The sequence below is a fragment of the Weizmannia sp. FSL W8-0401 genome (genome assembly GCF_038009125.1).
GTDB lineage: Bacteria > Bacillota > Bacilli > Bacillales > Bacillaceae_C > Weizmannia > Weizmannia coagulans.
The window spans coordinates 443063-468994 of the sequence record NZ_JBBPAG010000001.1 but is presented as its reverse complement, the minus strand read 5'-3'; the positions used below and the strand labels follow the sequence as shown (position 1 = coordinate 468994).

22 protein-coding genes and 1 riboswitch are annotated in these 25932 nt (G+C 45.2%); of the genes, 4 read left to right on the top strand and 18 right to left on the bottom strand.

The annotated features are described in order from the left end of the window. Nucleotides 1–89: 89 nt before the first annotated feature. The 8 genes from NSU00_RS02235 to NSU00_RS02200 form a co-directional block, all read right to left on the bottom strand. Nucleotides 90–1154 carry a glycosyltransferase gene (locus tag NSU00_RS02235; protein WP_340703335.1) on the bottom strand — a complete coding sequence of 355 codons (1065 nt, stop codon included), beginning with the start codon at nt 1152–1154 and terminating at the stop codon, nt 90–92. Nucleotides 1155–1198: 44 nt separating this feature from the next. Continuing rightward, on the bottom strand, nt 1199–2323 hold the full coding sequence (locus tag NSU00_RS02230; RefSeq protein WP_340703334.1) for a glycosyltransferase: 1125 nt from the start codon (nt 2321–2323) through the stop codon (nt 1199–1201). Nucleotides 2324–2376: 53 nt separating this feature from the next. After that, nucleotides 2377–3174 (bottom strand): DUF4422 domain-containing protein, encoded by a 798-nt coding sequence (locus NSU00_RS02225; RefSeq protein WP_340703333.1) that lies wholly within the window; start codon nt 3172–3174, stop codon nt 2377–2379. Between the two features lie 144 nt (nt 3175–3318). Then, nucleotides 3319–3996, bottom strand: coding sequence for a sugar transferase (locus NSU00_RS02220; RefSeq protein WP_340703332.1), 678 nt, complete (start codon nt 3994–3996; stop codon nt 3319–3321). A gap of 13 nt (nt 3997–4009) precedes the next feature. Then, nucleotides 4010–4897 (bottom strand): UTP--glucose-1-phosphate uridylyltransferase GalU, encoded by an 888-nt coding sequence (galU, locus tag NSU00_RS02215; RefSeq protein WP_340703331.1) that lies wholly within the window; start codon nt 4895–4897, stop codon nt 4010–4012. Between the two features lie 318 nt (nt 4898–5215). Next, complete coding sequence (locus NSU00_RS02210; protein WP_207369140.1) at nt 5216–5980, bottom strand: tyrosine-protein phosphatase; 765 nt, start codon at nt 5978–5980, stop codon at nt 5216–5218. A gap of 125 nt (nt 5981–6105) precedes the next feature. Next, nucleotides 6106–6801, bottom strand: coding sequence for a CpsD/CapB family tyrosine-protein kinase (locus NSU00_RS02205; protein ID WP_017550934.1), 696 nt, complete (start codon nt 6799–6801; stop codon nt 6106–6108). Then, entirely contained in the window at nt 6791–7528 is a 738-nt protein-coding gene (locus NSU00_RS02200; RefSeq protein ID WP_340703330.1) for a YveK family protein, read from the bottom strand. The genes NSU00_RS02205 and NSU00_RS02200 overlap by 11 nt, the downstream gene beginning before the upstream one ends. A 290-nt stretch (nt 7529–7818) precedes the next feature. Between NSU00_RS02200 and NSU00_RS02195 the strand changes: the two genes are divergently transcribed. Then, a complete protein-coding gene (locus NSU00_RS02195; protein WP_340703329.1) occupies nt 7819–8631 on the top strand; it encodes a hypothetical protein in 813 nt (270 codons plus the stop codon). A 173-nt stretch (nt 8632–8804) separates the two neighbouring features. Here the strand turns inward: NSU00_RS02195 and NSU00_RS02190 are convergent, their stop codons facing one another. After that, the gene (locus NSU00_RS02190) at nt 8805–9398 is read right to left on the bottom strand and encodes a sigma-70 family RNA polymerase sigma factor (protein ID WP_049783528.1); all 594 of its coding nucleotides are present in this window, start codon (nt 9396–9398) and stop codon (nt 8805–8807) included. A gap of 288 nt (nt 9399–9686) precedes the next feature. Between NSU00_RS02190 and NSU00_RS02185 the strand changes: the two genes are divergently transcribed. Both NSU00_RS02185 and NSU00_RS02180 read left to right on the top strand, forming a co-directional pair. Continuing rightward, the gene (locus NSU00_RS02185; RefSeq protein ID WP_029142494.1) at nt 9687–10160 is read left to right on the top strand and encodes a competence protein ComK; all 474 of its coding nucleotides are present in this window, start codon (nt 9687–9689) and stop codon (nt 10158–10160) included. Nucleotides 10161–10618: 458 nt separating this feature from the next. Further along, entirely contained in the window at nt 10619–10804 is a 186-nt protein-coding gene (locus NSU00_RS02180; RefSeq protein WP_013858290.1) for a CsbD family protein, read from the top strand. 905 nt (nt 10805–11709) lie between these two features. Here NSU00_RS02180 and metH read toward each other — a convergent pair. From metH to NSU00_RS02155, 5 genes are all read right to left on the bottom strand, one after another. Beyond that, nucleotides 11710–15174 carry a methionine synthase gene (gene metH, locus NSU00_RS02175; protein ID WP_340703328.1) on the bottom strand — a complete coding sequence of 1155 codons (3465 nt, stop codon included), beginning with the start codon at nt 15172–15174 and terminating at the stop codon, nt 11710–11712. A 259-nt stretch (nt 15175–15433) separates the two neighbouring features. After that, nucleotides 15434–17269 (bottom strand): bifunctional homocysteine S-methyltransferase/methylenetetrahydrofolate reductase, encoded by a 1836-nt coding sequence (locus NSU00_RS02170; protein WP_340703327.1) that lies wholly within the window; start codon nt 17267–17269, stop codon nt 15434–15436. A gap of 67 nt (nt 17270–17336) precedes the next feature. Further along, nucleotides 17337–17437, bottom strand: a riboswitch (SAM riboswitch). 424 nt (nt 17438–17861) lie between these two features. Continuing rightward, complete coding sequence (locus NSU00_RS02165) at nt 17862–18824, bottom strand: LCP family protein (RefSeq protein ID WP_340702242.1); 963 nt, start codon at nt 18822–18824, stop codon at nt 17862–17864. Between the two features lie 608 nt (nt 18825–19432). Further along, nucleotides 19433–20032 (bottom strand): DedA family protein, encoded by a 600-nt coding sequence (locus NSU00_RS02160; RefSeq protein WP_013858283.1) that lies wholly within the window; start codon nt 20030–20032, stop codon nt 19433–19435. A 31-nt stretch (nt 20033–20063) separates the two neighbouring features. Beyond that, entirely contained in the window at nt 20064–21338 is a 1275-nt protein-coding gene (locus NSU00_RS02155; protein WP_340702241.1) for a VTT domain-containing protein, read from the bottom strand. Between the two features lie 1181 nt (nt 21339–22519). Between NSU00_RS02155 and NSU00_RS02150 the strand changes: the two genes are divergently transcribed. Next, nucleotides 22520–22843: a winged helix-turn-helix transcriptional regulator gene (locus NSU00_RS02150; RefSeq protein ID WP_019720495.1), complete on the top strand. Its 324-nt coding sequence runs from the start codon at nt 22520–22522 to the stop codon at nt 22841–22843. Between the two features lie 44 nt (nt 22844–22887). On the opposite strand, the gene NSU00_RS02145 is transcribed toward NSU00_RS02150, so the two are convergent. The 4 genes from NSU00_RS02145 to NSU00_RS02130 form a co-directional block, all read right to left on the bottom strand. Beyond that, the gene (locus tag NSU00_RS02145; RefSeq protein ID WP_340702240.1) at nt 22888–23973 is read right to left on the bottom strand and encodes a DUF1648 domain-containing protein; all 1086 of its coding nucleotides are present in this window, start codon (nt 23971–23973) and stop codon (nt 22888–22890) included. Continuing rightward, nucleotides 23961–24362, bottom strand: coding sequence for a GntR family transcriptional regulator (locus tag NSU00_RS02140; protein ID WP_017554236.1), 402 nt, complete (start codon nt 24360–24362; stop codon nt 23961–23963). The genes NSU00_RS02145 and NSU00_RS02140 overlap by 13 nt, the downstream gene beginning before the upstream one ends. Before the next feature lie 159 nt (nt 24363–24521). Continuing rightward, the gene (locus tag NSU00_RS02135) at nt 24522–25229 is read right to left on the bottom strand and encodes an amino acid ABC transporter permease (RefSeq protein ID WP_019720496.1); all 708 of its coding nucleotides are present in this window, start codon (nt 25227–25229) and stop codon (nt 24522–24524) included. Nucleotides 25230–25255: 26 nt separating this feature from the next. Then, nucleotides 25256–25909, bottom strand: coding sequence for an amino acid ABC transporter permease (locus NSU00_RS02130; RefSeq protein ID WP_017554238.1), 654 nt, complete (start codon nt 25907–25909; stop codon nt 25256–25258). Nucleotides 25910–25932 lie beyond the last annotated feature (23 nt).

Below are 25932 nucleotides of genomic sequence, written 5' to 3'. Positions count from 1 at the left end.
ATCCTTATAATTAAGGATAATCTATCCGAAGACAAGCATACAACATTTATTCAACAGCAACAGAGCTTATGTAAAATTCCTTCCTCCAACTATTTATTCCATGTGTTTTCAACTGTACGTAAAGAGGCAAGAAAATTATTATAGTATTCATTTATATATAATTCTTTTATGGAATCTTTTATTTTTTGATGATTTGGCAACTGCTTACCATTGATTAATTCTTGAAGTGTATTTTTCAATTCTTCTAAGTGATTCACGCTGTATAGATTCCCGTTAACATTTTCTTTAATAATATCATCCGGCCCTGTTTCGCAATTGCTACTTATACAGTATACGCCTCTGGATATTGCTTCGGCTAGTACCATCGGCAGCCCTTCATACGAGGATGTTAAGATAAGAGCTGTTGCTTCTTTTATCTGCGCCCAAGGATCAGAGACAAAACCTTTCCAATTAATTTTATCTGCAATTCCTAATTGCACTGTGTATTTCTGACATTTTTCCTTATCAGATCCGTCTCCGTATATATCTAATTGCCAATCACCTTCTAATTTAGATAGGGCGTCAAATAAATCTTTCAACCGTTTTTGTCCTTCGAACAGTATTCTTCCTATATATAAGAATACCGTCTTATCAGATGGTCTTTTTACAACCCTTGAAGTTGATGTAATTGGGTTTAAAACAGTAAATATATTTTTTTTATTAATATTTAGTTCTGCAAGTTGTTTCGCGATACCTGTACTAATCGCAAAATGATAATCTGCCATGGGAATAAGATTTTTACGTACCTTTGGACTATTTATAGAGAAATGTATCCATGATATGATTGGGTATTTTAAAAGGGATAAACTCCGCGCAACTTTGGTCATCAAACATATCATTGGGTCCAAGCTTACCACGATATCCGGCTTTTCCTTTAATAAATATTTATAAAGAGTAATAAAGTAATATACATTGCGTATAATTTTGTTACTATAATATTTAGAACACTGATATGTTAAACCATTTAACCAGCTTATATCTATACTGCCGCCTACAAGATAAATTTGTGGTTGATATTCTCTTGAATTGCTCATTTGTTTTACCACTGTTTTTAGAACCGTCTCAGTTCCGCCCTTACCAGAAATATGTGGCGCAATAAAAATTATTTTCTTCATCTATTTCTCCTTATAGTACAGAAAATTACATGGTAATCATATCATTAGTTTAAAGCTAAGTAGAAATCTTCTATATCCCGTGCAGTTTTATTAATGTCATATACCCGGAGATTTATTTCATTTTTATTTAGGTGTCTATCATAGTCACCAGGAATTTTCAAGATTTGTTCTACCCATTTTGAAGGATATCTAAGAGAAATTGGATATACCAAATCTGTACAAAATGCTTCCTTAGGTACATTTTTTGATGACAAACAAATCAAACCACTAGCTTGGGCTTCCACAAGTACTATGCCGAATCCCTCTGTAACTGAAGGAAAGACAAAAACATCCATTACCTGTAATAACTTTTCAATATCATTTCTAATACCCAAGAAAAAAACACTTTTTTCAATTCCTAAAGACTTTACCAGCTCTTTATATTTTGATTTCAGACTACCTTCACCAATCAACAACAGCACAGCATTCCCTCTTTTATCCAGAACCTCTTTAAAGATTTTTATTAGAAATTCTTGATTTTTTCTAGATTCTAATACACCTATATGACCAACAACAAATTTTCCTTCTAAATTCATTTCAGATCTCATATAATCCCGAGTTTTTTGGTCGAATGAATAATTACCTAGATTTATGCCGTTTTTAATAATTTTCATCCTGCTGCTTTTGATGATTCTTTTACTATAAAACCACTCTGCTGCATCCTCTGAACAAGCAAAAAAACCTGAACAGGATTTTTCTACAATTTTCCTCCCAATTTTATGCAATATATTCAATACAAACATGACATACTTTTTAGAAGAAACATTACTAAAATACGTATTATGAGAGTGCATCACAATATTTTTCACATTGTATTTTTTTGCATATAATATTGGCATAAAATTCCATAAGGCCGAGTAATTAAAATGGATTGCATCATATTTATGTCCATAACTTTTTAAGAATAATTTAAATTCTTTCAAGTGCTTTTTTAGGCCTTGATTTGCGGGAAAAATATAATACATATTCCAGCCGATTTCTCTAATCTCTTCATCCATTTCATGAGAACCGCTTATATTAAGAACATCTATTTTTATTTTTGATTTATCTATTTTTGAAAAAGTATCTAAGATAAACCTCGTTAGCCCGCTTCCGTATAGAAAATCTCCAACGACTAATATATTTTTCATAGCTAGTTGATTCCCCACTTCTTAAAACTAGAAGGTAAAAATTATAGGAAATGTTAGGATTGGTATAAGCTTCTATTCACTTCATTTTTTGAACTAAATTTTCTTTTTAAGAAGATATAACCTTTAATAAACCAATTTTGTTTTTCCATAAACATAACAGGTAATTCAACGTAATTAACTTGGTTAACTTCTAACCATACATCAAATAACAGTTCACTTATATATCCAAATACTCTTGCTTCATATGGAGAATAGTGAGAAATGTCAATTTCCTTTTCTAAACGGAATAAAATATCAAATAGCCACTCAGAATATGAATCTGAAATATCCTTTCTAGCTATAAACATATTAAACATATGTGCTTTTTTTCTCTTCATTACTTTATCAAAAGCGTGGAGATACTGCGGATGGGCAGCCTGTATAATTTTTCGTGTTTTTAATAAATCCTTACCATTATGTGAATGTTCATAGTGAGAAAACAGTGTTTCTATCCAATAATTTCTCTTTTTAGGAAGAATCATATCATAATTTTTTAAAATATTTTCCACCTTTTCTTTTGTTAATATTTTCTTTTTCTTATTACCAAATAAGCCTAAATAAAAGTTATTATTGCAAAAATGCCTTCTATAATGGACTAAACCCATATAATCACATTTTAAGTTTTTCCATCCCCAATACAATGCTGTTAACTCGCAATAATTAGGATTTTTTAATGAAATATTTTCACCTGTATTGTCACCGACATATCCTAAATCTTGCTTGTTTTCTTTTCCAACATGAACAGGGATATATACATCATCCGATGGCATATCATATTTTTTATGTGTAGCTATTAAGATTTTTATATCCAAATCCGTGTACTCTCCTTAAAAAAGTTATTCAAAAAGTAAAAGCCAACCAGTCTAGTATGTTCCATTTAGTACAAAATAATATATAAAGAAATATAAGCATTTATATTTCTTTATATATTACATAGAATGATAAAAAGCTGATAATTAATACGCATTATTTGGCTTAAGTATAATCACTATAGTCTTTAAAATAATCCTTATATCGTAAATCAGACTTCTATTCTTAATATAGATTAGATCCAGTTCTACCATTTTCTTAAAACTAACACTATTTCTACCGGTAACTTGCCAGAGGCCTGTACAACCTGGTGTAACAAGTAACCTCTGTTTATCATAATTTGTATATTGAGCAACTTCACGTGGTAAAGGAGGACGAGGCCCCACTAAACTCATGTTCCCTTTTAATACATTAATTAGCTGCGGCAATTCATCCATGCTTGTTTTCCGTAGTACTTTTCCAATTTTAGTAATACGCGGATCATTTTTTATTTTGAACATCGCTCCTTCAATTTCATTATATTTTAATAGATCCTTTAATATTTCTTCTGCATCAGTCACCATTGATCGAAACTTATACATATAAAATTCTTTTCCATTTTTTCCAACTCGTATCTGTTTAAAAAAAACTGGTCCTTTGGGGTCCTCTAGCTTAATTAATATTGTAATAATCAAAAATAACCACGACAAACAAATAAGGCCAAACAATGCCCCAAAGATATCAATTCCTCGTTTGAGAATGGTATAAGTTTTTTTTTCTTCGAAGACAATACTTTGGGGTATTTGATTTACAACTGAATTTGCAGCATAACCAGGTTCAGCCAACTTTTATTCCCCCCTACTTTGTTTCTAAACTTGCCTTTTCAATTAAATCTTTAATAATTTCTAGTAATGCATGATTAATTGTTTCATCTTGAAGTGCCATTTCAATTTGAGATTGAATAAACCCTAACTTCTCCCCAACATCAAATCTCTTTCCCTCAAACTGATAAGCAAATACTCTTTGAATCTGATTCAACTGCTGGATTGCATCTGTAAGCTGAATTTCCCCGCCTGCACCTTTTTCCTGTTTATCCAGGAACATAAAAATTTCAGGCGTTAGCACATAGCGCCCAATAATCGCAAGATTAGAAGGTGCCGTTCCCTGTTCTGGTTTCTCAACAAACTTTTCTACTTGATAACTACGTCCGTTTTGGGAAGCTGGTGCAATGATCCCATAACGGTGCGTTTCTTCTTCCGGTACTTCCTGTACACCTATTACAGAAGAATGGGTTTTTTCATATTCGTCAATGAGTTGTTTTAAACATGGCGGGTCATTCTGCACGATATCATCACCAAGCAGGACCGCAAATGGCTCGTCGCCGATAAAGTTGCGCGCACACCAGACAGCATGCCCCAAGCCGAGTGGTTCTTTCTGTCGGATATAGTGGATATTGGCTAAATTGGAAGAATAGCGGACTTTATCTAAGAGGTCGAACTTCCCTTTTTCAGCAAGGTTTTGTTCGAGTTCCCAAGCGTTGTCGAAATGGTCTTCGATCGCGCGTTTCCCTTTTCCGGTTACAATGATGATGTCTTCGATGCCGGATTCGACGGCTTCTTCGACTATGTATTGGATCGTAGGCTTGTCTACAATCGGCAGCATTTCTTTCGGCATGGCTTTTGTTGCAGGCAAAAATCGTGTTCCGAGCCCTGCAGCCGGGATAATTGCCTTTCTCACTTTTTTCACGTAAATTCCTCCTTATTCTAATTGATTTTTAAGATTTGCGCAGTGCGATAAAAACAATCGATGTTTGTTCTTCCAACATTCGGGTATAAAAATAATTATCGGGCATCTAACCCGCCCTCACACCACACTCTTGACGACAGGCGTCTAAGGTGCACACACACCCACAGCATGGCCGAGTGCCTCCCACGATAACGGATGAGAGACATACCCGAAAATAGCTGTTCCAAAATCAAGCAACGCTGGATAAAACTGTTTCCCAAAAACAGCGGAGCAGCCCCTACAGCTTCATTCATATACCCGGAATACCAAAAAAGCCGATTAAAACAAACCAAACAGTTTCTTTTGTTTTACCGGCTGCGGAATTTCTCTGTAGATAGCTTGGTCTTTGGCAAGCAGTTCGGCGTTTTCCGTAAAGAAATAGAGCATATCCGCACCGTATTTCTTTTCAATTTCGTCCGCTGCTTCATCCATTTTAAAAGCACGCGTTTTTACATTATGGGCGTCTGATGCAAGAAAATGGGCGAGATTTGCTTCAATCAGCTGTTCGGTGAATTTTTTAATCTTTTTCCCGAAAGCGCCTGTTAAGCTTGCGGCTGTAATTTGGGTCGCCACACCATTATTCACCATTTCATACAGCCGGTCCGGATGCTGGATCAGCTCTGCGTTCCGCTCCGGATGCACGATAATCGGCATTAAGCCCTTTACTTGTATTTCATATAAAAGCGTTTCCGCATAACGTGGCACATGGCCTGAAGGGAACTCGATAAACAGGTAAGAAGTGCCGGCCAACGTTTGGATTTCGCCTTTTTCATAGTCTTGCAAAATTTCGCCGTAAATCCGGTTTTCCTGCCCCGGCAGAATTTCTAGATCAATCTGTTCTTCTTTCAATCTTTTATTTAACTCATTTACTTTTTGAATGATTCCAGTTTTGCGGTTTTCATATTTTCCGTTCATATGATGAGGGGTAGCAATAATCTGCTTGATCCCCTGGGAGACGGCTTGTTTTGCCATATCAAGGCTGTCGTATATCGTTTGCGCACCGTCGTCAATGCCTGGTAAAATATGGCAATGGATATCCATCATCCCGAACCCCTCCAAACCTGTCAAGAAATGAAATTTCGTTTCAATGAAAATCAAACCCTATACAAAATTATAGTGCATTTTTATCATTTTTCAATAGTGATTGGAAAACTTACGTGCAAATGGTGTCAATCTTTTCCGTAATAGTAATAATAATGCGTGTTTTGGGTTTTCTTGTTGTTCAGGACAACGCCAAGCAGATTGGCATTGGCAGATTCCAGCAATTCTTTTGCCTTTTTGACAGCCTCCACTTCCGCTTTCCCGCTTGAGACGACAAGAATCGTGCCATCACATTGGTTGGTCAGCACCTGCGCATCGGTCACAGCCAAAACCGGCGGGGTATCCAGTAAAATAATGTCGTACTGTTCTTTTGCTTCTTTTAAAAATTCCTTCATTGCCCGTGAGCTTAACAGTTCTGCCGGGTTTGGCGGAATTGGGCCGCTCGGCAGGAGATGCAGATTTTTCACATCACATTTTGAAACAGTCTCCAGCAATGTCCCCTGCTTGGTCAAAACCGTTGTCAGTCCGAATGTATTGGTCATGCCAAACGTATAATGGACGGTCGGACGCCGCAAATCGGCATCGGCGAGCAGCACCTTTTTTCCTTGCTGGGCAAAAACGACAGCGAGGTTGCCGACAATCGTCGATTTCCCTTCTCCAGGCCCGCTTGAGGTAACCATCAGAATCTGCAGGTCATTGTCAACGGAAGAAAAACTGATATTTGTACGGATTGTCCGGAACTGTTCGGAAATCGGTGACTTTGGATTTAGCTTTGCGATTAATTTTCTTCTCGTGTTCAACAGCTTTGTTTTTTTAGGCGCCAACCGTCTCAACCTTTCCTTTTGTTTTTTTTCCTGCACGGTGCAAACCATTCAGTTCCTGATCATCAATCTGCCCGATCACGCCGAGGACAGGCAATTGCAAAATTTGTTCAACATCTTGCTCATCTTTAATCGTATTGTCGAGGTATTCAAGCAGAAAGGCAATCCCGACACCCGCCATCAGGCCGACCACAAGCGCAATTGCAATATTTAAAAGCGGTTTCGGGCTGACAGGTCCCCTGGGCACTTGTGCTTTGGAAATGACAGTCACATTGTCGACTTTCATAATGGATTTGATTTCTTTTTTGAACACTTCCCCGATTTTATTGGCAATTTTGGTTGCTATATACGGGTTTGTATCTTTTACCGTCAAAGTAAAGACTTGTGAATTTTGCTCTGTGCTGACTTCGATTTTGTTGTTCAGTTCGTCCGTTGTCATGTTGAGTTTCAGTTCGTCAATCACTTTATCGAGAATGGATGGGCTTTTAATAATCACATTATATGTATTGACCAGCTGAACATTTGTTTGCACGGCATTCGTGGTATACATCGTTTGGTCATCGCTTGCTTTATTGACAAGGATTTGTGTCGAAGATTCATAGACAGGCGTCATCACAAAATAGGTCACAATGGCCGTCACAATCATCGCCCCCAGTGTAATCAGCGCGATCATGGAAAGCCGTTTGCGCAGCACCTGCATCAATTCTTTTAAACTAATTGTCTCTTCCATAAGTTCCTCCCTTTAGATCTGCAGCACAAATGCGAAATAGATAGAAAACTATCATACATTATATCATAGATCCTCCCGAAATGTGCGGGAAACTGAAATAAATTTAAACAATTTGATACACTTTGTATTAAACCACAATATTTTGCAAAAAGAAACTGGTTAAAAAATCTTCCTGTATTTACCTTTGGCGAATTTCCTTTCAATTTTGGTTGTGCAATTTGTCTTTTTTTGTCATAATTTTTGTAGGTTCGTACGGGCGTTACACATGAGAATGAGCGGAGGTATGAGAGATGAAAATGTTTACGGCGATTTTGTCGGTTATTGCCGCCATTGCCGTATTTGTAGCCGGGCACCTGTACTGGGAGTATAAAACGGATCCAAGCCGTTTCAAGCCGGCTTCTCGGGAAGTGAAAGCGGAAAAGGCAAAGGCGGAGCCGGCTGCCGGGAAAAAGCATGAGGCAAACAAAACAGACAAGCCGGCTTCTTCCCTGGCTGATTATACGAAAAACTGGCCGAAAAAAGCCCGGTCGGATTTTAAAACCGCGCTTTCCAAAGAGCGTGCCTACAAAATTGCGATTGTCGGTTCGGATGCGATGGGGGCGGATACGAACGGCTGGGGGCCGCAGTTAAAGCAGGCATTGCAAGATGCGTACGGCAGCCATGTGTCGGTTTCCCTCTTTGCCTATCATTTAAATTCCGATGAGTTTATCCGGGAAGGCAAGTATAAAGACGTCGCCAATTTCAAACCGGATCTCATTTTGTTTGAGCCGTTTATTTTAATCAACAACGGGGCTGTGGCGATGGACAATCAGCTTGAGGATATCAAAACGGCCGCTGCTGCCTGGGGTGATGCAGTGCTTGTGATCCAGCCGTCATACCCGCTCTATAAGGCGGCAAACTATCCGGCGCAGGTGAAAGAGCTTGAATCGTACGCAAAAAAAGAAGGCTACACGTATCTGGACCACTGGAAAAACTGGCCGGATCCGGACAGCGACGCATTTAAATCGTATGTCACCTTTCAAAACGGCGAGCAAACCGCCCCGAGCAAAAAGGGCACAACAGCATGGTACGACTACTTGCGCAAGTTTTTTATCGCAGATTGAGGAAACCGTTCGGCAGCCTTGGGAAACCGGGGTGCCCTGGACGGGGGAGGCAAGGGCAAAAGCGGCGAACACCCAATCATCGTGGATGCTCGCCGCTTTTTTAGTTTATCAGTTTTTAGTTCGTTTCATGTTGCTTTCGCTACCCCGGATGTATTGCCTTCACGGGCACGCATTCAGTGCTGCCTCTCTTTTTGTTCCATATTTTTTTTGATTTTCTCGAGGGCTTGCCTCCGCCATTTTTTTACCGCCTCCGCGGACTTGCCTTCGCGGGATGCGATTTCGCCTTGTTTCAGTTGTTCATAAAAGGCAGCCACTACCCACTTTTTCTCTTTTTCCGAAAGGCCGTCGCAATACGACAGCAACGTTTCAAGTTCAAGCGGGGGGCGGAGCGACTCGTCCACTTTCACATTCCAAAATTCCTCTTTTGGGCACGCAAACATTTCTTCCTCCCTCCGCTTTTTCGTAAGTTCAGTCAGCATTTTCCCGCGGATCGTGTTGTATGCGTAACTTGTGAATGACCCTTTGTCATCCTGCCTGTTTTGATACGCTTCCCACAGTGCAATCATGCCGATCTGCTCAAACTCATCGATGTTTTTGTAAATGCGGAGTTTGCGGATCATATGAAAAATCATCGGCCGGTATTGCCGGAGCACTTCTTCAAAACTTTCCATTTTGCTTCCCCTTTTGGAAAGCGCGCTTTCCTTGAATTCCCGGGTTGATTGTAAAATAACAGGTTCAAAGGGAGAGGGCGAACCGGCGATGTGCATCTTTTCGTTTCCAAAACATCCAGTTTTCCGCACGAAAATTTAATGTTTTTTAAGGGGAAACGTGAAATTTTGCCCAAAATTTACATGGATTATAAATAATAACAAAATTGTAAATTCATACTTTATTTTTTTAGGGATTTATAGTATAATAGGACCAGGGAACAAATGATATCCCTCTCTTTCAGGGGAAGGATATTTTGGCAGCAGCAAGACACGGCACCCCTGGCCTCCTGCCCTTCATACAGAAGAGAGGGAATGCACAATTGACAACAGGGGGGAGTTTTTTAGATGAATAAAACAGATTACCTCATTAGAGAAGAAACGATGGCGCTGGATACCGCATTTGACCCGGAATATCAGACAATCATTTATGATCAGGACGGCGTTTTTCACTCACGGAAGAGCAAGCTTGAATTGTTGCGGGAAGCTTGCATTCATTACCGGATGTGCGATTTTGAAGGCGTTCTCAAAGGCACAAAACAAATTTTTAACTTTAATAAGGCACCGGTTGTGTTGGGGGATGGTTTGATTGCAACGCCGACAAAATCCCCGAAATCGTATGACTGCCAGTTCATTTTCCTTGCGAATGTGGTAGACTTTAACGCCACAGCGGACGGCCTTTATGTGACTTTTTCCAACCAGCAAAAGCTAAAGCTGAACTGCTCCATGCATACATTTCAAAAGCAATTCAGCCGCACAATGATTTGTGCCGGCTATTACCATGGCCTCGGCAAATACATACCATGGAAGAAAATGATCTAGGGGCATTCCGGGGGCTTTGAGAACGGGCGTGCAATTCCTGAAGTTGGGCGATACAGGAATAAACGAAACGAACATTCATCCACTCTGCAAAACCATCCAACCAATGTACGCATGCGTTTCCTTCCAATTTTGCCGGACGGAGAAATGATGCGCATGCGTTCCCTTTACCTATGTTCCACTCTATGAATTTTGAATTTACCTGTCCCCTACTCTTGTTGCGAATCTACATATTTTGGGTTATGGCAGTTTTTCCTATCTGATTTGGCCAGGATTGTGAAGTGCCGATCCTGTATTTTGGCGCGGCTGTCCAAATTTTGCGCATGGCTTTGATTTGGTTTTGCCTCAATTTACGCCATTTTGGATGTTGATCCTCTCCATCGATTTCTTTTGCATTTTTCGTTTATCGGCCTGTGATCAGGGAATAGGAAAGATGAACAATATGAATGGGAGGAATGAAAATGGATCAAGACGCCATGAAGGACAAGCTTAAAGGAAAAGGGAACAAATTGAAAGGCGAAGCAAAAGATACATGGGGTGACATTACCGGCGATGCGAAGAAAAAAGCTGAAGGCAAAATGGACAAATTGAAAGGCGAAGCCCAGGACTCGGTCGGCGATGCAAAAGACCGCCTCTCCCGTAAGTAAGCACTTTGCTTTTGATAAGACACTGGAAGGCAAGGGAGCTTTTGGACTCCCATTGGCTAATATCAGAACAGGACAAAACAGTTCAATGCGGATTTGACGCCCGTGCCACAAAGGATACGGCAGGGGCGGAAGGATGAAAATCCGCCGCAGTCGCCGCACATTTTCAGACAGATTTTTAAGCTCGGATTCCGATATCCGGGCTTTTTCATGTAGGTATTTCCGTGGAAATATTGCTGGTTTTGTCGAAACTAAGCCTATCATGTCATCTTGTTAAGGCAGCAAAAAAGCCAATATTCGCAGCGTTTGGGAATGTTAGGCTGGATGAAGAAGCATATGTCTTGGCCTTGGCAAGGGTTGTAACAGCACTGGCTGAATTTTAGATGTAAAGGTTGCACCCGGAGCTGATTTAATGTAGGCGTTCATGCCACAGGGAACGTGGCAGGTGAGTAATTTTATAGAAGGAAAACGGGGTCAAGCATTTTCGGGCTTGCTGGCAAGTGGTATTTGTTCAAAAAAACCTGTTCAACATGCACGGTTGCACAATTTTCATTGGAATGTTTCCCGTGGAACATTGGGGGCGGAACAGAAAAGCCAGTGCAAATTTTGTCGATTAATACGGTTTTTTGCAGAATGGTATATGGGTCCGGGTTCCGCATTCTTCTGTCGAAGCCGCAAAAATGCAGCATGGCGCCTATGGTAAGAAAGTGGCGGGTAAGCTACAAAATTTTCGACTGATTGTTAACATGGACTGCTCTACGGTAAGATTTTTGCCTGTCAGTTACACGATTAGGAAAGCGATGGAATTTTCAGCCGCTTGTTCACGTAGAAAACGTCCATGTTTTCTTGATGTATGGCCGTTCCTTGCTTTAAAAAACCTAAAGCGGGCCGGGGCCCGCTTTAGGGGGTCATACCGCAAAGTATCTTGCCTCCGGATGGGAGAACACGAGCGCGGTGACGGCGGCTTCGGGTTCCATCATGTAGCCTTCGGTCAAGTGGAGACCGATTTTTTGCGGTTGCAGCAATTTAAACAGTTTGGCCTGGTCTTCGAGGTTCGGGCAGGCCGGGTAGCCGAAAGAGTAGCGCTGGCCCTGGTATTTGGCGGCAAAGCGTTGCTGCATTGTGAAACCGGCCGGGTCCGGGAAGCCCCATTGGCCGCGCATCAGTTCGTGCAGCCGCTCGGCGAAGCCTTCTGCCGTTTCGAGGGCAAGCGCCTGGAGGGCATGGCTTTTGAAATATTCGCCTGCTTCTTTCAAATAGCGTGCGTGGTGGCGGATGTTTTTGCCGGCGACGACCGCGAACATGCCGACATAGTCAACGACCCCGCTGTCTACGCTCCGGACATAATCGGCAAGGCACAAATACGGCGGCTTTGCCTGGCGCGGGAATGTGAACCGCTCTAAAATGGATAAAGATTTCGGATTTAATGCTCCAGGCTCTCCAGCCGGTTCGTAAACAATCAGATCATTACCATCCGACTGGGCCGGGAAAAATTGGTATACAGCGGATGGCTGAAGCAGTTTTTCTTTCATCACCCACTCGCGCAGTTCATCCACCTGCTGCTTCAGCTTACTGGCGCGTTCGTCTCCCTCCGCAAGCAGTTTTTCGACACGGCCTTTCAATCCTAAATGGTGGCCGAGGAGCATTTGCATGTTCACGTAGGGATCAATATGGGAAAGCGGATAATTGCGCAGCACATGCCGCTTCAAATCCGCCGGCTGGTAAACGAGCGCATCCGGGGATACTGAAGAACGGCGCGGTAAAGTCGCAACCGGCGCCCCGCCGGCATTCGCCGCTGCCACCCTTGTCCCGCCGCTGCGCTGGTTGGCAAGTTCCGTTTCGAGCGAGCTGCGTTCCGATTCATCCTGCAATTTGTTTGCAAGCGTGAGGCCCTCCATTGCGTCTTTTGCATACAGCACAAGCCCCTCATATTGCGGAGCGATTTTATTTAACGTGAATTTTCGCGACAAGGCTGCACCGCCGACCAGTATCGGCTGGCGGATGCCCGCTTCCCGCAAATCCTGGGCAGTGACAACCATTTGCTGGGCGGATTTGACAAGGAGGCCGGATAGCCCGATCACATCCGGTTTCTCTTTGCGGACAGCGTGGATAAGATCAGCCGGCGCCACTTTGATGCCAAGGTCCACCACTTTATAGCCATTATTCGACAAAATGATGTCGACCAGATTTTTGCCGATGTCATGGACGTCGCCTTTCACGGTTGCGAGCAGCACTTTCCCCTTTGTGCTTGTTTCATTTTTTTCCATAAAAGGCTCAAGGAATGCGACAGATGCTTTCATCACTTCCGCACTTTGCAAGACTTCTGCGACGATGAGCTGGTTGTCATTAAACAGGCGGCCGACTTCCGCCATCCCGTCCATAAGCGGGCCGTTGATAATGGCGAGCGGATCCGGGTATTTTTTCAAGGCCTGTTCTAAATCCGGGATGAGTCCTTCTTTCGTCCCTTCGACAACATCATTCGCAAGCCGTTCGGCAAGCGTCATCGTGCTCTTTGGCGCTTTTTTCTCCTGCACTTTGCCGCGGTAATATTCGGTGAACGCGGCGAGGGCTTCGTCACTCGTTTCAAACAACAGTTTTTCGGCCATTTTCACGTTCTCTTCCGGGATGGACGCAAAGCGTTCAAGCTTTTCTGTATTTACGATGGCGTAATCCAGCCCGGCTTTCGTACAGTGGTAGAGAAACACTGAGTTGAGCACTTCACGCCCGGCAGGCGGCAGCCCGAATGAAACATTGCTGACGCCGAGGATCGTCTTGCATTCCGGCATCGCTTCTTTAATGAGCCGGATGCCTTCGACTGTTTCTTTTGCTGCGCCAAAATACTGCTTGTCGCCGGTGCCGGCAGGGAACACGAGCGGGTCAAAAATGAGATCACGCGGGTTGAGCCCGTACGTATGGACGAGCAGGTCATAAGAGCGGCGCGCAATCTCAAGTTTCCGTTCGGCAGTGACAGCCATCCCCTCTTCATCGATCGTGCCGACGACAACGGCACCCCCGTATTTTTTGAGGAGCGGCACGACTTTTTCAAACCGTTCCGTCCCGTTTTCAAGGTTAATGGAATTGACAATGCTTTTTCCTTGGCAGTATGTAAAAGCTTTTTCGATCACGTTTTCATCCGTGGAATCGATCATAAACGGCACTTTCACTTTTTTCACGGCGATCGAAATAAAGTTTTCCATGTCGCTGATTTCATCGCGGTCCGGGTCGGCGAGGCAGATGTCGATGATCTGTGCGCCGTTTTTGACCTGGGTGCGGGCAATTTCGCTTGCTTCTTCCCATTTGCCTTCTGCGATCAGGCGCCGGAACTTACGCGAACCGATGACGTTTGTGCGTTCGCCGACAAAAATCGGGCGGGTGGACGGGTCATCGTAAATAAAAGGTTCGATGCCAGAGACGGCGTGGTGCTCTTCTTTTGCAGGCTGGCGCGGCGGGAGCCCGGCTAGTGCTTCATTCAGCGCTTTGATATGGGCAGGTGTTGTGCCGCAGCAGCCGCCTGCGATGTTAAGCCAGCCTTTTTCGGCGAAGCCTTTCATTTTTACAGCGAGCGATTCCGGTGTTTCGTGGTAATGCCCTTCTTCGTCGGGAAGCCCGGCGTTCGGGTAGCAGCTCACTGCCGTTTTGGCGAGCCCCGCGAGTGTGCGGATAGAGTCAGCCATGAACTCCGGGCCAGTCGCGCAGTTGAGCCCGACTGCGGCCGGCTGCATATGCGCGACGGAAATGTAAAATGCTTCGATGTTCTGGCCGGCAAGCGTTGTGCCCATCGGTTCGATGGTGCCGGAGATGAGAAGCGGCAGTTTTTTTCCGGTTTCGTTGAATGCGTCCGTAATGCCAAGAAAAGCGGCTTTGACGTTCAGCACGTCCTGCGATGTTTCAAGCAGGAGCACGTCGGCCCCGCCTTTTATGAGCCCGCAAGCCTGTTCCTGGTAGGCGGTTTTGAGCGCGCCAAAAGTGGTGCCGCCTGTGACGGAGAGCGTCTTTGTTGTCGGGCCCATTGAACCGGCGACAAACCGCGGCCGGCCGGGTGTGGAAAATTTTCCGGCAGCCTGCTTGGCGATGCGCGCAGCTTCGATGTTGATTTTTTCGGCAAGGTGCCCAAGGCCGTACTCGTTAAGGACGATGGACGTTGCGCCAAATGTGTTCGTTTCGATGATGTCGGCCCCCGCTTCGAGATATGCTTCATGGATCGAGCGGATTAGATCGGGCGCTGTGAGATTCAAGTATTCATTGCAGCCTTCGTATGCTTCGCCTCCAAAATCTGCCGCGGTGAGGTGTTGCTGCTGGATCATCGTGCCCATCGCCCCGTCGAGAATGAGAATGCGGTTCGCAAGCTGCTGTTCAAATATCGTTTTCCCCATGAAAAATGCCCCCTTTGGTTGTGCGTTTGATATTGAGATTGCGACGTACGGTAACATTTGGTACCTGGCTGGGTCGCGTTCCGATGCTGGCGGCGCCGGTGCCACTTTTGATTGAGTTTAAAGTGCATGCATCTCGCCGGGGCTGAAGCCGGCCAAGGTTTCGTTTTGCCTTCTTGAGCTCTTTTCTTAATCTTGCAATTGGACAGTGCTATCAAAGTTTCACTTTAATGAATCCGCCTGTACTTTTTTCGTTGCAGTCTCAGACAATGCCTGCGCCTTGCACTGCTGTTTTTTCGTGGATGTAGCGCGTGCATTCCACTGTCAGTTCATAGCGTTCGAGCGGCGTAATCAGGTAAATGCCGTTGAAATAGGCGAGGGCCGCATCGATCAGGGTACGGCTGATCGCAAGGCTTTCTTCGCGCGCTTTCACAGGGTCGCCGTTTGTTTTTTCCATCGCTTGCAAAATATCATCCGTCAGTGTGATGCCCGGCACTTCATTGTGCAGAAAGACCGCGTTCCGGTAGCTGGTAAGTGGCATAATGCCAAGATAGATCGGCGCGTCCAAATGCTTCGTTGCTTCATGGATTTGCTCGATTTTTTCCGTGCTGAAGACAGGCTGGGTGATAAAATAATCAGCACCGTGGCGGATTTTGCGTTCCAACCTCCCGACCGTTTTATCAAGATTGCGGACGTTCGGGTTAAATGCAGCCGCGACGGAAAAATTCGTTTTCCTGTGAAGCGATTTGCCGGAATGGGAAATGCCATCATTGAATTGCTTGATCATTGCGATCAGTTCCATGGATGACAAATCGTATACGCTCGTCGCTCCCGGGAAGTCGCCGATTTTTGTCGGATCCCCCGTGATGGCAAGCACCTGGTCAATCCCGAGCGCAGCAAGACCCATTAAGTGCGACTGCAGCCCGATCAAATTACGATCACGGCATGTAATATGAACAAGCGGCCGGATGCCATGTTTCTCTTTTAAAATTGAAGCAATCGCTGTGTTGCTGATGCGCGGGCTTGCAAGCGAGTTGTCGGCCATTGTCAAGGCATCGATGCCGGCGTCGTGCAGCGCTTTTGCCCCTTCGAAAAAGCGGGCTGTGTTCAGCGTTTTCGGTGTGTCCAATTCGACAATGACGGAATGGCGTTTTTTTACAATTTCATGCAACGGCGGTTCGTACTGCGCCGGGGCGGCTGCGATTTCGATTTTCGGTGGGCGGACCGTTTTTTCTGTGACAGGCAAAAGCCCCTGCACCCCGTCTGCGATTGCTTTGATGTGAGCTGGGGTCGTGCCGCAGCAGCCGCCGATCAGGCGCACACCCTGTTCGACCAGTTTTTCGGCGCATGTTTTAAAATAATCGGCGTTATTTGTGAACGTGAACCGGCCTTCCTCGTAATCTAAAAGACTCGCATTCGGGTATGCGGACAAAAAGGCACGCTTCGGTATCGGGATTTCTTCGAACGCCTGGATCATGTGGTGCGGGCCGAGCCGGCAGTTTAGGCCGGTCACATCAGCGCCGCGGTTTTCAAGTTCCTTGAAAGCATCGCGGACCGGGGTTCCGTTTTGGAGCACGCCCGGTTCGATAAGCGAGAACTGGGCGATGACCGGGACATCCGCTTCTTTTTTCGCAATGTCTACGACCGTATACAGTTCTTCCGCGTCAAAATACGTTTCCAAAAGCAGGGCATCAACTCCTTCGTTCAGGAGGTGAAAAATCTGCTCGCGGAACGTACGCTTGATTTCGGCAAGTGTTGCTTCGGTTTTGCGCTGGCCGCGGATGCCGCCGACCGTGCCGAGTATAAATGTGTCACGGTTTGCCGCTTCTTTTGCGATCTGGACAGCCGCTTTGTTGATATCTTTTACTTTTTCTTCCAGGCCATACTGTGCCAGCTTGATATAGTTGGCGCTGTACGTGTTTGTCTGGATGACCGATGCGCCTGCTTCGATATAGGCGCGGTGGATCGCGTGGATGTCTTCCGGATGGGTCAGGTTGAATGACTCATAACATGTGTCGGCGCCGTATGCATATAGCAGTGTCCCCATTGCCCCGTCTGCAACAAGGATGCGGTTTTTTAACGTTTCGAGAAGGTTCAAATTTTTACACTCCCTTTGAATGATATGAAAAAAGCCTCCCAGAAAAGGAGGCAAGATGACAACATTCTCCTTATCTTTTCAGGTATACCTGTTGGATTTAGCACCGTGCCGTATGGCTGGTTGCTGAGGTTTCATCGGGCCAAGTCCCTCCGCCTCTCTTGATAAGGCTATTCGATTGAACGTACTTAAAATTTTGACTTATTTATACTTTACACTTTGTCGGGTGACATGACAAGGGGGAAATTGAAATTCATATTGGATGCGGTTTCGCCCCTATTGTCTAATTGGCTTTCTTTTGCCTTTTTGAGCCCTCCAAAAGGACAATTTGCTCCCGGTACGGCTCTCTTTTGTCTTTTTGAGCTCTCCAAAAAGACAATTTGCTCTTGGTACGGCTCTCTTTTGTCTTTTTGAACCCTCCAAAAAGACAATTTGCTCCTGGTACGGCTCTCTTTTGTCTTTTTGAGCTCTCCAAAAGGACAATTTGCTCCCGGTACGGCTCTCTTTTGTCTTTTTGAGCTCTCCAAAAAGACAATTTGCTCCCGGTACGGCTTTCTGTCTGCTACAAAAAAAAGAGCCGGAACCGGCCCCCCTGTTATTCATCCAAAAACTGTTTGATGGCTTCGGTATTTTTTTCTTTGTCCACTTCGAGCGCGGCGCCGACGCCCGGATAACTGACATTGGTATAGGTACCGGCAACCGGTACGGTCATTGTTTTGACCTTAAGGTTGCCATTGACCATGACGTCTTTAACGAGCGCAAGAATGTTCATTTTGCTCATGTTGGTGGCCATATACGGCTGGATGGTTCCGAGCAGTTTCGGTGCTTTGGCGATGCCGTTCACGCTGAAGACTTCAGATTGGAGCGCTTTAAGCACTTTTTGCTGGCGAGCAACCCGGCCAAAGTCGCCTTGCGCATCATGTCTGAACCGTGCGTAGGCGAGGAGTTGTTTCCCATGCATGAGCTGTTTGCCAGGATAAAGCGTCAAGCCGATGTTTTTCGACATTTTATGTTCGACGTTCATTTCAATGCCTTGAGGCGCCAGGGTATCGACAATTTTAACAAAGCCTTGGAAATCGACGAGTGCATAATATTGCACATCAATGTCAAAATTGGTTTTGAGTGCTTGGCGGAGCAGTTCAACGCCCTTCTTTTGATGGTTCAAATTGCCAAGATAATAGGCAGTGTTAATTTTATAGTTTCTATACCCCGGGATTTCGGCATAAATGTCACGCATAATCGAAATGAGCTTAACCTGGTTTTTCTTCGGGTCATATTGGGCAATCATGATGGTGTCGGTTCTTGAATCTTCTTTGCCACGCCGGTCAATTCCGAGAAGGAGAATATTGGTCCGGCCATTTGCATCCTTTTTACCATTAAATTCCAGATTGTCCATATTTAAGGCATCTTCCGGGTCTGTCTGATGAACTCCGGCGTAGTATTGATAGGCTGTGTAAACCGCGCCGGCAACGATGAGCAGTAAAAAGAGCATAAGAGACACTCTGCGCCAGCGGACTCTTGACCGTTTTTTCTTTTTTTTCGCTACTCTTGACTCCATAGAATCCCTCGTTTTAGTAGTCTGTCTTCATTATTATTATCTAAATGCGGCAATTTGTCACGAAAATTTTGATGAAATTTTGTTATTTTTTGTCGAGAAAATAGATGGTGGGGAAATTCACATAAATTTTAGGTAAAGTTAAGGTGTTTTTTATTTTCCACTTGTATATTGATGTTTGTCATCAGGTAAGAGCTTTAGTTGGTTCGTCTGCTTTGTGCAGGCGTTTTTTTATGGCCGAGAGGTGCGGGATTTTAAGCATTTTTTAAGTGTTGGCAGGTATGCTTTTCTTTGCAAGAGAGCTTACAACCTGTTTTTTTCATATGCCCCCTTTTTTGGCCGCCACCCTTGTGCAGGCGGTTTTTTTCGGGCGCAGCAGATAAGCGCGCCCCTTTTTCAGAATTTCAGCCTGTTAAGGTTGTTTTAAGCTTCCGGCGTTATCTTTTTTCTTGTGATCAGGCAAGATGCAAATCCGGCTTGCTTTTTCATCCATATTAACCCCTTTTTTGTGCAGGCTCAAAATCCGGCACCCGCCTTTGTGCAGACGGGTTGCACTCCCCACATCACATGGCCGGTTTGGTACGGAAAAAGCCCGGCCCCTGAATAGAGGGTCAGGCTCTTTTTTTCTTGCGGTACATCGAGTAAGCGATATAAAGCACAATGATGATGATCGCGATAATGGTAACCGGCTTGACATAAGGAGCCGCGACGTCATCAATTTGTGCCCAGTTTGATGCGAGACGTTCACCGAGAAAGATAAACAGCACCGCCCAAGGAATGGTCGCAAGCAGCGTGAAAAAAATAAATTTGAAATACGACATTTTGGCAATGCCGGCCGGGATCGATATGGCCTGGCGGATGACCGGGATGAAACGGCCTGTAAAAATAACGCCGGCGCCGTACTTGTTGAACCATTCTTCCGCGAGATCGAGATGCCTTTCGTGAATCAGCAAATATTTGCCGTACTTTAGCAGGAACGGGCGCCCGCCGTATGCACCGATCCAGTATAAAATCAGTTGGGCAATCAAAATGCCGAGTGTGCCTGCTGCAATGGCCCCAAAATAATTGATCTCTCCGCGGGAAATTAAATAACCTGCATAGGCAAGGACAATCTCGCTCGGGATAATCTCAATCGCAAGCCCGAGTGCAACACCGAAGTAACCCAGATCAGCGAGTGCTGTTAAAATTTGTGTGACAAAATCTGAGAACATGTTTCCCCTCCAACATTTGCTTTCTTATCCATCATATCATACGGAAAATTTCCAGCAATAAAATATTTAAGCCAAGCCAGACGCCGCCGAAAACGTAACCGCCCGCAATGTTGCTCGGCACTTCAAGGCTGAAATAAATATGGCTGACAGCTGCGAACAACAAAACAGCTAAAAGAAGTACATCCATAAACGTATGGACCCAAAACATCTCAGCGTGCCGGACGACGAGATATGTAAAATAGCCGTAAATGATCAGAATCATCATCGCCTGGTCGCTCGGAAATGAGAAGACAAAGTGGGAAAACGTCGGAATTTCCGTTTCCGACATCCGGTGGAACACTTCATGCAGCACATTTTGATACAGTTCCCCGCCGATTGTAACAAGCAGCATAATCAAAAATTCGTGCGTGCGATCTTTGCCTTTCCAAATGATCCAAAGAACCGTCAACACCATGACGAGAATGAGCGCCTGCCGCGAGCTGAGCGCCAGCATCCCTTTCATGACGCCTGCCCAATGGTGTTTGAACAAAAGCGATACGATTAAAGAGGTCACCTCGTTAAAGTCACTGAAATCTTCGCTGAAAAGGTTTTGAATCATTGTGATCATTAACACAATCAAAAACAATGTCACCAGCGTGGTGCCGATGATCACAAACTCGGCGCGGACCCGGCTGCGGAAAATCATGAAAACGCGCCGGAGCACCGCCATCATCGCCCAGAAAATCTGCTTATGGAAATAGCGGAACACATAATACGCGATGATTAAACCGGCGCTTACAATACCGCCTATGACGAGATATTTTTTGACCGCTTCGTGAAACTGCTCCCACTGCGGGCCAAGCAGCTTCCCGAGGGAAATAAACGTGCTTGTCCAAATCAAAGCGCCGGAATAGGCAAAAATGGCAAATGACCGGAATGGCAGTTTCGTAATTCCGGAAAAATAGCCGGTGATGTGGCGGACACCTGGTATAAAATACGCGACAACAAGCAATTTATTCCCATATTTATTAAACCAGCGCGATTGTTTTTCAAGCTGTGCCGGGCCGAGATGGATAAAATGGCCGTATTTATGTAAAAACGGGCCGCCGAGCCGCTGCCCGATAAAATAGGCCGTTGTCATGCCGGCAGATGTACCGGTGGCGGCAATGAGAATGCTCAAGATCCAGTTGAGCTGCCCCTGGTGCACCATATAACCGGCATAGCTCATCAACACTTCGCCTGGAAGCGGAACTGCAATCATTTCGAGCAAAAGTGCCAAAAGCAGCACAATATATCCATATTGATCGACGTATGATGTCACCGACATTTGTATCCCTCTCTTAAACGGCGTCAATAAAAACGACCGCTTTTGTTTGCATAAAGTTCACCCCGCTTACAGCCATTTTCGGGCATCAGGCGGAGGTTTGTCAAAAAGGTTAAGACTTGGTATTTGTCCTATTTTAGGATAGGCACTTCGCAGGGAATCATTCAGTTTTAAAACCAGCTTTCTTCCCCAGGACAGGCGCGTTTTTTACACCCGTTTTGCGTCAAGTCGGGTATGGCGTTTTCTGCTTTCGGCTGCTATTCACCAGGCCTTGGGAAATTTTTTACATGAGCTTATTGGTTCGGTTTCCGTATTTTGCCAGGGAACCTTCAAGATTCAGTGTTTTATTTTCAAACTCATTTTATCCGCTTTCGGCCGCTATGCTTCACCCGGCTCCGGATGATTTTTGCACCTGTCAATCTTATTGGGGATTGGAAAGTTCACGACTTTCCTGTTGTTTTCGGCCGGGAAAAATTTTACATTTACGGGTGGACGGGGGTTAGAAGAGGGCTTGAATGACCATGTCCATTTTAACAGATTTTTAAAAGGGGTCTCCCATCCTTATGGCCAAAGTGCAGGTGGGAGATAACTCCAAGCGTTCGCCTGACTGGTTGCAACAGTGGTAATTGCGGTTGCGCCCGATCAGCGTCTGCCTTCAGGCTTGTATGCCGGATTGCCCGTCTCCGCTGCGGTTTGATGGCTGAAAATTTGAGAGCCATTTTTCCACGTTCCCATAAAACTTGTTCAGAGCTTGAAGTATTGGTAGCCGGCAAAGCCTACAGCTGTATAGAAAAGTAATTTTTTCACCTTAAAAACCTCCCTTTCTTTACTCCCTTTATTTTATATGAAAATTCAATGGATTGGAAGAACTTTACCCGGACAGGACTTATCGGAGCATTTCCTTTTTCGTTTTTTGTTTGGAGGCGGCACTGTTTCACTGAGCATTTCATCCCATTTTTTCCCGTGGATTTTTCGGTTCGTATGGGGCCATTTCCGTCCCGTTTTTGCCTGTCGCGGGTTTGCCGGCTTTTCCGCCGAACACAGCATTTCCCCTGGATATTTTTACAACAGGGATTGTTAGCTAGTTACTTTTAGTAAGTTTACAATTCATGTATAATGGTTAAAAAGGCTTTTGTTGATATAGCCCCGGAATGCAGGGTTGATGAGAAAGGTGCGTTTCAAAAATGGGAAACCAAAGTTTATGTCCGCGTTTCGAAAAGGCGTTTCAGCTATTGGGAAAACGCTGGGTTGGCGTGATTATCCGTGTCCTGTCTGATGGGCCGATGCGGTTTAACGAAATGGCGGAGCGTATCCCGCATATCAGCCAGAAGGTGCTTTCGGAACGGCTGAAGGAGCTGGAAGACCAGGGCATCCTTGTGCGGGAAGTGTACCCGGAAAGCCCTGTCCGGATTGAATACCGGCTGACGGAAAAAGGTGAGGCCATCAAACCGGTCCTTGATGAAGTGCAAAATTGGGCGGACAAATGGGTTGAACTTGAAAGTGAATGATAAAAGGGGCTGCTTCCATTCTCTGGAGCAGCCCCCTTGTTTTTTTAAGAAAAGAAAACAGCAAGCAAAAGCGGAATCAGAATGATAAGCCCGATGATAGCCCAGCCTGCCGGATGCGCAAGGTTCAGGGTCCAGCCGCTTCCGAACCTTTTTTCCACCCATAAAGAAGGATCGTTGCGGTTGAAGTAAAAAACACCGAGTTTCCAATACGCATCGTCATCATACTGGAAGCGGCCCTGAACGGCACCATTGCCCACGCGGATGCGGCTGCCGCCCTGCCCGGTGGTAACCGAGAGCACGACCGCCCCGGCCACAATCAACAATACCGCGCCCATGCCCCCGTATGAAAGCAAGAAGATCGGGACCGGCACAATAAAGGAAAGCTGAATCGCAAAAAACAGTAAAATGAGAAGCAGGCCTGCGATGATCATAAATGCTGACCATCTGCGCCGGAAACGGACATTTTGCTCGAGGGAAGTTTCCGGATTGGCGGCATTGAGCTGCTGCTTGCTTTTGGCAATCATTGTATTCAGCCAAATGAACAAGATGAGCAAAAGCAGCTGGACAGTTGGCAGTTCGAACACGCTCCGGTACGATTTTTCCACCCAGTCTGTCGGTGTACCGTTAAAATCGTAATGCATCGCAATCCGGTCCGGAATCCGCCCGTAGCACAACCATGTCATCAGGAAAGTGGCTGCTGTCACGCTTGCATGGATCAGAAACCATGCGTTGGAAAAAATGAGTTTCTGGCTCCTGAATTTCGGGTCGACCATGACCGCCTGCTTTTTCCCGGTTGCCCAGTTCCGCGCCGCCTTGATTGCTTTCATTTTCCGGTGAAAATAAAGGTAGATGAGAAAATCGCCGGCAATGCAGGCAATGACTGCGAGAGCGAAACCGGTTTGAAGCAACCGGCTCGTGCGCACGGCCATGAGCAAAGCGGCTGCCAGAAGGATACTGAAGGCAATAATGGCTGCGGCGTATTGTTTTCTCAGTTTTTTCAGTTCAGGATCCGGGTAGGCTTCTTCCGGGATGGTGACCCCGAAACTTTCCGTTCTTCTTGTGATATACGGTGTCACTGCCATCATGGCGGCAACCAGTCCGAAAAAGATCAATACGATTACGGTTTCCATTGTTCTCCCACCTTTTGAATATCGTTGTATAGCTTTTCACACATTTTTAAAAAATGCTTGTCGTCCAGGCCGCGGCAGATCGCTTCGCTGATAAGCGGGCGCAGTTTTTCCGCAAGGCTTTCAAGATACGGTTCATCGGCCGGGGGCATCTGTTCAGGCTGGATGACAACCCCCTTTTGCCGGTGGATCTGGATAAAACCTTCCTGCTTCAGAATTTGGTAGGCTTTATTAACCGTGTGCATGTTGACGCCGAGGTCGGATGCCATCGCCCTCACGGATGGAAGCGAATCGCCCGGTGCCAGCTCTTTGGACGCAATGCCTTCAATGATGCTGTTATGCAGCTGTTGGTAGATGGGAACATCAGACTCAAGATCGATTTTAATGAGCATGAACATCATCTCTTTTATTTGGGTTATTTGTTATATATAATGTATAACAGTTAACACAAAAAAGCAAGGGATATTTGGTTTGTTTTTTGATTTTTCGATCGGTTGCGGGAACTGGCGCAAACGTCTCAATTAAAAAGAGGAACCTTAAGACGGGTTCCCCTAGAGCAGATTTTCTGTTGTGTTCACAAGCTGTTTGGCAGCGGAGCGGTCCGGGTCGAGGCGTTTTTCGAGCCGGCGCGCGAGAATGGAAAGCAAGTAGTTGACAACAAAATACATAAAAGCTGCCATGAGCAGAATCGGGATGATGTATTTTGATCCGCCTTCCCCGTTATAAATCCCTTTTGCATTATGCAACAGTTCCGGCAGCGAGATGATGATTGCAAGCGAAGTGTCTTTTAACAGTGAGATGAACTGACTCACGAGCGGCGGGATCATTTTTTTCAAAGCCTGCGGCAAGATAATGTACCACAGCGTTTGGATATAACTGAGGCCTGACGAACGGGCAGCTTCGATCTGGCCTTTTGGGATGGCGTTCAGGCCGCCGCGCACAATTTCAGCGATCATCGCGGATTCGAACACCGTCAACGCCGAAATGGCTGCAGCCGTGACGCTCATTTTCACGCCAACTTCCGGCAAGGCAAAATATGTAAAGAAAATAATCAAAATCAGCGGCAGGTTCCGGGTGATTTCCACAACAAGTGCCACGATTGGCGATAAAACCGGGATTTTGGCGTAACGCAAGATGCCGAGGATACAGCCGATGAGAAAGCTCAGCACGATTGCAACAAAAGCCACTTCCAATGTTACCGCAAAACCCTTTAGCAAATAAGCCAGGTTTCCGCTTGAATAAGCTCCGGCAAAATCCATCACATTTCCCTCCTTTAAAGTATGATTCAACTGCTTCTGGCCAGCCGGCGTTCAAGATAGTTGACAAGCAGGCTGAGCGGGATCGTCAGAATGAGATAAAACATGCCGACGAAAATATACGTATCAAAAGTGACCCATGTTTTTTCATGAATGAGATCGGCGTAATACATGAGGTCGAGTCCCGCAAAAACGCCGAGGATCGAAGAGTTTTTGACCAGGTTCAGGAATTGGTTGCCGATCGGCGGAATGACGATTTTGATTGCCTGCGGGAGGACGACGTAACGCATCGCCTGGGTATACGTCAAACCGGTTGACCGTGCGGCTTCAAGCTGGCCCTTGTCCACCGATTGAATGCCGGCACGCACGGCTTCCGCAATAAAAGCGGCAGTGTAAATGGAGAGCGCAATGGTGCCCGCGATAAAGCCGCTTAAATTAATATGAAAATAGCTGAGCCCGTTATAGAAAAAGAACCCGGTCAGGATTAACGGAATATTGCGGACGACTTCGACGTAGACTGCGCCGATAAAATTCAGCAGTTTCACGGGGGCCAGCCTGAACACGGCAATGATGTTGCCGAGAATGAAACTGGCGGCAAGGCCGATGATGCTGATTTTAATCGTATTGACAAAACCTTTCATGTATAAGTCGATATTGTCGGTGAGGATGGAAAAATCGAGCACGCTGTTTCACTCCTTTGCGGTTT

Excerpts from the sequence above, each read along its gene's own strand:
- NSU00_RS02235 (WP_340703335.1), bottom strand. The coding sequence starts at position 1,154 with ATGAAGAAAATAATTTTTATTGCGCCACATATTTCTGGTAAGGGCGGA.
- NSU00_RS02230 (WP_340703334.1), bottom strand. The coding sequence starts at position 2,323 with ATGAAAAATATATTAGTCGTTGGAGATTTTCTATACGGAAGCGGGCTA.
- NSU00_RS02210 (WP_207369140.1), bottom strand. The coding sequence starts at position 5,980 with ATGATGGATATCCATTGCCATATTTTACCAGGCATTGACGACGGTGCG.
- NSU00_RS02200 (WP_340703330.1), bottom strand. The coding sequence starts at position 7,528 with ATGGAAGAGACAATTAGTTTAAAAGAATTGATGCAGGTGCTGCGCAAA.
- NSU00_RS02195 (WP_340703329.1), top strand. The coding sequence starts at position 7,819 with ATGAAAATGTTTACGGCGATTTTGTCGGTTATTGCCGCCATTGCCGTA.
- NSU00_RS02190 (WP_049783528.1), bottom strand. The coding sequence starts at position 9,398 with ATGCACATCGCCGGTTCGCCCTCTCCCTTTGAACCTGTTATTTTACAA.
- NSU00_RS02185 (WP_029142494.1), top strand. The coding sequence starts at position 9,687 with ATGAATAAAACAGATTACCTCATTAGAGAAGAAACGATGGCGCTGGAT.
- NSU00_RS02180 (WP_013858290.1), top strand. The coding sequence starts at position 10,619 with ATGGATCAAGACGCCATGAAGGACAAGCTTAAAGGAAAAGGGAACAAA.
- metH (WP_340703328.1), bottom strand. The coding sequence starts at position 15,174 with ATGGGGAAAACGATATTTGAACAGCAGCTTGCGAACCGCATTCTCATT.
- NSU00_RS02165 (WP_340702242.1), bottom strand. The coding sequence starts at position 18,824 with ATGGAGTCAAGAGTAGCGAAAAAAAAGAAAAAACGGTCAAGAGTCCGC.
- NSU00_RS02160 (WP_013858283.1), bottom strand. The coding sequence starts at position 20,032 with ATGTTCTCAGATTTTGTCACACAAATTTTAACAGCACTCGCTGATCTG.
- NSU00_RS02155 (WP_340702241.1), bottom strand. The coding sequence starts at position 21,338 with ATGTCGGTGACATCATACGTCGATCAATATGGATATATTGTGCTGCTT.
- NSU00_RS02150 (WP_019720495.1), top strand. The coding sequence starts at position 22,520 with ATGGGAAACCAAAGTTTATGTCCGCGTTTCGAAAAGGCGTTTCAGCTA.
- NSU00_RS02145 (WP_340702240.1), bottom strand. The coding sequence starts at position 23,973 with ATGGAAACCGTAATCGTATTGATCTTTTTCGGACTGGTTGCCGCCATG.
- NSU00_RS02140 (WP_017554236.1), bottom strand. The coding sequence starts at position 24,362 with ATGCTCATTAAAATCGATCTTGAGTCTGATGTTCCCATCTACCAACAG.
- NSU00_RS02135 (WP_019720496.1), bottom strand. The coding sequence starts at position 25,229 with ATGGATTTTGCCGGAGCTTATTCAAGCGGAAACCTGGCTTATTTGCTA.